This window comes from Xanthomonas sp. JL1, from assembly GCF_038405005.1.
Map to the genome: position 1 here is coordinate 21,951 of NZ_JBBYGR010000017.1, position 7,521 is coordinate 29,471.

Annotated in this window: 4 protein-coding genes; 2 read left to right on the forward strand and 2 right to left on the reverse strand. The window is 65.0% G+C overall.

The genetic code is table 11. The features are described from left to right. Positions 1-64: 64 nt before the first annotated feature. Positions 65-1,768, reverse strand: coding sequence for a type III secretion system effector XopF1 (xopF1, locus tag WJW29_RS04450; protein ID WP_012443597.1), 1,704 nt, complete (start codon positions 1,766-1,768; stop codon positions 65-67). 33 nt (positions 1,769-1,801) lie between these two features. Here xopF1 and avrBs3 point away from each other — a divergent pair, with 33 nt between their 5' ends. After that, positions 1,802-6,451, forward strand: a complete 4,650-nt coding sequence (avrBs3, locus tag WJW29_RS04455) for a type III secretion system effector avirulence protein AvrBs3 (protein WP_109181976.1) — start codon at positions 1,802-1,804, stop codon at positions 6,449-6,451. A 245-nt stretch (positions 6,452-6,696) separates the two neighbouring features. Here avrBs3 and hap3 read toward each other — a convergent pair whose 3' ends face one another. Beyond that, complete coding sequence (gene hap3, locus WJW29_RS04460; protein ID WP_109182055.1) at positions 6,697-7,143, reverse strand: Hpa3 family type III secretion system protein; 447 nt, start codon at positions 7,141-7,143, stop codon at positions 6,697-6,699. 215 nt (positions 7,144-7,358) lie between these two features. On the opposite strand from hap3, the gene WJW29_RS04465 reads away from it, so the two are divergent. Further along, a partial coding sequence (locus WJW29_RS04465) for a transposase (protein ID WP_146767602.1) occupies positions 7,359-7,521 on the forward strand: 163 nt, incomplete at its 3' end.

Genomic DNA, 7,521 nt, shown 5'->3' on the forward strand with positions numbered 1-7,521 from the left:
ACGACAGTGACGTCTGTGGCAGCGGTGTACAACACTCCTGAGTATCAATGCGGCAGCTGAGCGCTCATGCTCGCCCGCTTTGCCACTGGCGGAGTTCTTCGCTGTCATGCAGTGCACGCTTGAGCGTTTGCAGCTGACCATCCAGTGCATGCGTGGCCGCGTCGGGGGGCACGGCTCTAGACGTTTGCCCCCCCTCCTCGCGCAGTGCAGTGCGTACCGCATCGATGGTCGCGATCGAGACGGACTGCGCGCGGATCTCTTTAAGCAATGCCTGCAGGGCGGTACGCAGTGTCTGGCCACGCAGCCAAGCGCCAGGCGCGACGCGCATCCCCTCCTCCATGGCACGTGTCTGATCCGAAAGCGTGGCGATCGCCTGACCCACGGGCTCGGCCAGGGCCTCGATGGTTTGTTCGATTGTGCGTTGATGCTTGGCTGCAAGCACGGCACGTTCGTTGTCCAGGCGCGCCGCCTGGGAGGTATTGGTGCCATTCTTGGCCTTGAGCGCATTCCATAACGTATCGTTGAACAGGGTTTGCACGGCCTGCTGCGCGACCACAGCCCTGGAATTGGCGGCTTCGCCAGCAACACGTGTGTGACTCCCCCCACGCAACGGCGCTGTGATGATGCGCGCAGCCCCCATCGAGGCGAAGCTGGAAATGACATTGCTCAGCATGTGGCGGGTCAACAGGTCGCGGGTCGTGGTGGCGATCGCGTTTGCGCTGTTGATGCCCTGCCTTGCCAACGCCAACGCTTCCTTTCCGGTGTCCAGCAAATATCTAGGCGGGAAATGCACGGCGTCGGACCATTGTGCAGGCCGGCGCTCTTTGTCGGGCAACGCCAATGCGAACAGATTCAGCCGTTGCTCTCCGCCAACTAGATCCGGGACACTCATTTGGCCGGTCCGTGCCACAGCTTTGCCTGTCTCAAGCAATGTCTTTTGAACGATTCCGGCGCCGCCAATGGCGAGTGCGCTGAACCCCAGCTGGCCGGCAGGCGTCAGCAAATCCGGATTACCACCAGTCCGGCGCGCGGCATTGAATATTCCGTTGATCACTGGCTTGAGCAACAAGGTATTGAGTGACTTGTCGTCCAGGTTCGATTGGAGCTGCGTGATCTCCAGGCGGCGGTCGTAGGTCTGGGCCTTGAGTTCGGCAAGCGTCGGCGCATCGTTATCGCCCGGACGCGTGAAGCGCTTGCCTTCAGCGGTCACTTCCAGAATGACCGGTGGTGGATCTGGCGCCAGGATTTTGGGGTCGACGGCCTGAAACTTCGGCATGTTGGCAACGCGCGTGCGCCGGTCCATTGCCGGGATCAACAAAGTATCGCTGATATAGGACGCCGACCCCGCCGCGACACCCGACACCATCACCGTACTCAGCTCCTCCGCGCCAATCGGGCGCCGGGCCGCATAGGCCGCACCCGTCGCCAGACCGACCGGATTACGCATCGCACCGATAATGAACGACCGTAGACATTGGTAGGCAATCGGCAATGCCGCTTTTGTGCCCGCTGTCTTCATGTCACCGACAGCTTGGTACCCGGCATCCGGCCCGAAGGCAGTGATGCGTTCCTGCACGCGTGCGTCAGCCCATTCCAGATAGCTCGCCTGCAGGGCGGTCTGCTCTTTCGAGGGCGCAGCAAATGGCAGAGCGTCCAGACGGGCGCGTAGCTGCGCTTTCACCTCGGCGGCCGCCGCCGTGCTGCGCTCGGCATAGGTCGCCGCGGCGGCAGGTACAGCCGGTGCGTTGATTTCCTGGACTTGGGACACGACCTCTGCGGTGTAAAATCTGGCGCCCGACGAATGGATCCCATTCGTTCGCGCACGCCAAGTCCTGCCCGCGAGCTTCTGCCCGGACCCCAACCGGATAGGGTTCAGCCGACTGCAGATCGGGGGGGGGCTCCGCCTGCTGGCGGCCCCCTGGATGGCTTGCCCGCTCGGCGGACGATGTCCCGGACCCGGCTGCCATCTCCCCCTGCGCCCTCGCCTGCGTTCTCGGCGGGCAGCTTCAGCGATCTGCTCCGTCAGTTCGATCCGTCGCTTCTTGATACATCGCTTCTTGATTCGATGCCTGCCGTCGGCACACCGCATACAGCGGCTGCCCCAGCAGAGTGGGATGAGGTGCAATCGGGTCTGCGTGCAGCCGATGACCCGCCACCCACCGTGCGTGTCGCTGTCACTGCCGCGCGGCCGCCGCGCGCCAAGCCGGCCCCGCGACGGCGTGCGGCGCAACCCTCCGACGCTTCGCCGGCCGCGCAGGTGGATCTACGCACGCTCGGCTACAGTCAGCAGCAGCAAGAGAAGATCAAACCGAAGGTGCGTTCGACAGTGGCGCAGCACCACGAGGCACTGGTGGGCCATGGGTTTACACACGCGCACATCGTTGCGCTCAGCCAACACCCGGCAGCGTTAGGGACCGTCGCTGTCAAGTATCAGCACATAATCACGGCGTTGCCAGAGGCGACACACGAAGACATCGTTGGCGTCGGCAAACAGTGGTCCGGCGCACGCGCCCTGGAGGCCTTGCTCACGAAGGCGGGGGAGTTGAGAGGTCCGCCGTTACAGTTGGACACAGGCCAACTTCTCAAGATTGCAAAACGTGGCGGCTTGACCTCAGTGCAGGCAGTGCATGCATGGCGCAATGCACTGACGGGTGCCCCCCTGAACCTGACCCCGGACCAAGTGGTGGCCATCGCCAGCAATATTGGCGGCAAGCAGGCGCTGGAGACGGTACAGCGGCTGTTGCCGGTGCTGTGCCAGGCCAATGGCCTGACCCCGGACCAGGTCGTGGCCATCGCCAGCCATGGCGGCGGCAAGCAGGCGCTGGAGACGGTGCAGCGCCTGTTGCCGGTGCTGTGCCAGGACCATGGCCTGACCCCGGACCAGGTCGTGGCCATCGCCAGCAATATTGGCGGCAAGCAGGCGCTGGAGACGGTGCAGCGGCTGTTGCCGGTGCTGTGCCAGGACCATGGCCTGACCCCGGACCAGGTCGTGGCCATCGCCAGCCATGGCGGCGGCAAGCAGGCGCTGGAGACGGTGCAGCGGCTGTTGCCGGTGCTGTGCCAGGACCATGGCCTGACCCCGGACCAGGTGGTGGCCATCGCCAGCAATATTGGCGGCAAGCAGGCGCTAGAGACGGTGCAGCGGCTGTTGCCGGTGCTGTGCCAGGCCCATGGCCTGACCCCGGACCAGGTGGTGGCCATCGCCAGCAATATTGGCGGCAAGCAGGCGCTGGAGACGGTGCAGCGGCTGTTGCCGGTGCTGTGCCAGGACCATGGCCTGACCCCGGCCCAGGTGGTGGCCATCGCCAGCAATATTGGCGGCAAGCAGGCGCTGGAGACGGTGCAGCGGCTGTTGCCGGTGCTGTGCCAGGACCATGGCCTGACCCCGGACCAAGTCGTGGCCATCGCCAGCCACGATGGCGGCAAGCAGGCGCTGGAGACGGTGCAGCGGCTGTTGCCGGTGCTGTGCCAGGACCATGGCCTGACCCCGGACCAGGTGGTGGCCATCGCCAACAATAACGGCGGCAAGCAGGCGCTGGAGACGGTGCAGCGGCTGTTGCCGGTGCTGTGCCAGGACCATGGCCTGACCCCGGACCAAGTCGTGGCCATCGCCAGCCACGATGGCGGCAAGCAGGCGCTGGAGACGGTGCAGCGGCTGTTGCCGGTGCTGTGCCAGGACCATGGCCTGACCCCGGACCAGGTCGTGGCCATCGCCAGCCACGATGGCGGCAAGCAGGCGCTGGAGACGGTGCAGCGGCTGTTGCCGGTGCTGTGCCAGGACCATGGCCTGACCCCGGCCCAAGTGGTGGCCATCGCCAGCCACGATGGCGGCAAGCAGGCGCTGGAGACGGTGCAGCGGCTGTTGCCGGTGCTGTGCCAGGACCATGGCCTGACCCCGGACCAGGTGGTGGCCATCGCCAGCAATGGCGGCGGCAAGCAGGCGCTGGCGACGGTGCAGCGGCTGTTGCCGGTGCTGTGCCAGGCCCATGGCCTGACCCCGGACCAGGTCGTGGCCATCGCCAGCCACGATGGCGGCAAGCAGGCGCTGGAGACGGTGCAGCGGCTGTTGCCGGTGCTGTGCCAGGCCAATGGCCTGACCCCGGACCAGGTCGTGGCCATCGCCAGCAATGGCGGCAAGCAGGCGCTGGAGACGGTGCAGCGGCTGTTGCCTGTACAGCGGCTGTTGCCGGTGCTGTGCCAGGACCATGGCCTGACCCAGGACCAGGTGGTGGCCATCGCCAGCAATATTGGCGGCAAGCAGGCGCTGGAGACGGTGCAGCGGCTGTTGCCGGTGCTGTGCCAGGCCAATGGCCTGACCCAGGACCAGGTGGTGGCCATCGCCAGCCACGATGGCGGCAAGCAGGCGCTGGAGACGGTGCAGCGGCTGTTGCCGGTGCTGTGCCAGGACCATGGCCTGACCCCGGACCAGGTCGTGGCCATCGCCAGCCACGATGGCGGCAAACAGGCGCTGGAGACGGTGCAGCGGCTGTTGCCGGTGCTGTGCCAGGACCATGGCCTGACCCCGGCCCAGGTGGTGGCCATCGCCAACAATAACGGCGGCAAGCAGGCGCTGGAGACGGTGCAGCGGCTGTTGCCGGTGCTGTGCCAGGACCATGGCCTGACCCCGGACCAAGTGGTGGCCATCGCCAGCAATAGTGGCGGCAAGCAGGCGCTGGAGACGGTGCAGCGGCTGTTGCCGGTGCTGTGCCAGGACCATGGCCTGACCCCGGACCAGGTCGTGGCCATCGCCAGCAATATTGGCGGCAAGCAGGCGCTGGCGACGGTGCAGCGGCTGTTGCCGGTGCTGTGCCAGGACCATGGCCTGACCCCGGACCAGGTCGTGGCCATCGCCAACAATAACGGCGGCAAGCAGGCGCTGGAGACGGTGCAGCGGCTGTTGCCGGTGCTGTGCCAGGACCATGGCCTGACCCCGGCGCAGGTGGTGGCCATCGCCAGCAATAACGGCGGCAAGCAGGCGCTGGAGACGGTGCAGCGGCTGTTGCCGGTGCTGTGCCAGGACCATGGCCTGACCCTGGACCAGGTGGTGGCCATTGCCAGCAATGGCGGCAGCAAACAGGCGCTGGAGACGGTGCAGCGGCTGTTGCCGGTGCTGTGCCAGGACCATGGCCTGACCCCGGACCAAGTGGTGGCCATCGCCAACAATAACGGCGGCAAGCAGGCGCTGGAGACGGTGCAGCGGCTGTTGCCGGTGCTGTGCCAGGACCATGGCCTGACCCTGGACCAGGTGGTGGCCATCGCCAGCCACGATGGCGGCAAGCAGGCGCTGGAGACGGTGCAGCGGCTGTTGCCGGTGCTGTGCCAGGACCATGGCCTGACCCTGGACCAGGTGGTGGCCATCGCCAGCAATGGCGGCAAGCAGGCGCTGGAGACGGTGCAGCGGCTGTTGCCGGTGCTGTGCCAGGACCATGGCCTGACCCCGAACCAGGTGGTGGCCATCGCCAGCAATAGTGGCGGCAAGCAGGCGCTGGAGACGGTGCAGCGGCTGTTGCCGGTGCTGTGCCAGGACCATGGCCTGACCCCGAACCAGGTGGTGGCCATCGCCAGCAATGGCGGCAAGCAGGCGCTGGAGAGCATTGTTGCCCAGTTATCTCGCCCTGATCCGGCGTTGGCCGCGTTGACCAACGACCACCTCGTCGCCTTGGCCTGCCTCGGCGGACGTCCTGCCCTGGATGCAGTGAAAAAGGGATTGCCGCACGCGCCGGAATTGATCAGAAGAATCAATCGCCGCATTCCCGAACGCACGTCCCATCGCGTTCCCGACCTCGCGCACGTGGTTCGCGTGCTTGGTTTTTTCCAGAGCCACTCCCACCCAGCGCAAGCATTCGATGACGCCATGACGCAGTTCGAGATGAGCAGGCACGGCTTGGTACAGCTCTTTCGCAGAGTGGGCGTCACCGAATTCGAAGCCCGCTACGGAACGCTCCCCCCAGCCTCGCAGCGTTGGGACCGTATCCTCCAGGCATCAGGGATGAAAAGGGCCAAACCGTCCCCTACTTCAGCTCAAACACCGGATCAGGCGTCTTTGCATGCATTCGCCGATTCGCTGGAGCGTGACCTTGATGCGCCTAGCCCAATGCACGAGGGAGATCAGACAGGGGCAAGCAGCCGTAAACGGTCCCGATCGGATCGTGCTGTCACCGGCCCCTCCGCACAGCAATCTTTCGAGGTGCGCGTTCCCGAACAGCGCGATGCGCTGCATTTGCCCCTCAGCTGGAGGGTAAAACGCCCGCGTACCAGGATCGGGGGCGGCCTCCCGGATCCTGGTACGCCCATCGCTGCCGACCTGGCAGCGTCCAGCACCGTGATGTGGGAACAAGATGCGGCCCCCTTCGCAGGGGCAGCGGATGATTTCCCGGCATTCAACGAAGAGGAGCTCGCATGGTTGATGGAGCTATTGCCTCAGTCAGGCTCAGTCGGAGGGACGATCTGATTGCGACGACTGCGGATGTGAGCCGCCGAGCGTGGCCCCTTCTTCATCTGCGTGAGGCCTGGAGCGACCGCTCAAAGATGTGCGACGACTGCGCAGCGCCGTGCTGGAAGAGGTCAAGCCCCAAAGCGGTTCAGTCTGTGCGTGTTCTTCCCGCGGGGCATCAACGTCTTCGGCCTGCGTTGGTTCTACAGGAGGGTGCGAGGCTGCGCCGCTACTGGAAGCGGCCTCGATACCGCCGGAGAGTTTCATGATGCCACCTCCTGCGTCTTATCGACCTGCGTCGCCAGCGCGTCCAACACGACACGGGCAACCACCTGCCCGCGGTCCAGTGCAGCGGCCACCTCTTCAGGCGTGCGCACCAGCAACAGGGGGCAGACGCAGAGCAGGCCGAGATCCGAGAGCGTGAGCCGCCAGCCATACTCGGTCAGCAGTTGCTCCTGCAGCGACAGCAGCATCACCACCTCCTCGCCTCCAAGCTCACGTGCCGCCAGAGGCAAGATCACTTCCGGGAAGGCCATCAGTTCGCCCGGCTGCCCCTGCGTGTGGACGCGGCACAGCATGCCGGCAGGGCCCAGAATGGTTTCGCCTTCGCCGAGCCGCTGCGCAAGCTCACCAGGTAACCCAAGGCATGCGCTCAGGCCGATAAAAAAAGCGGTAGTCGCTGCTGTTTGATTGTGCGATTCCAAGATCATCTGAAATACTCCTCAAGGAAATTTCAATGGGTTGCGACGCGCCGGCAGGGCGCCGCATATTGTTTTGCCCTGAAATACGCGCCCGAACGAAGCGGGGCGAACCAACCGCCCCATACACGAAGTTGGGCGCATTTAAATTACCTAATTCCACTGTGTTACAAATAATCGTACCTTTGTGCCACTATTGGAAGACCTTCAGGCCGCGCGGGAGAGCTGTGTTGAATAGGACACTGGAAGTGCGTTTTGAACAGTACCGGGAAGTAGTTGCTGCCGCCCTGTCCCATGTGGATCGCAAACAGCCCGCACACTGGTACCTGAAGGGGTTGCTACTGCCTGGAGGGCGCAAGAGCGTGGAGCCCATGGCCGCGCGGGTGCACC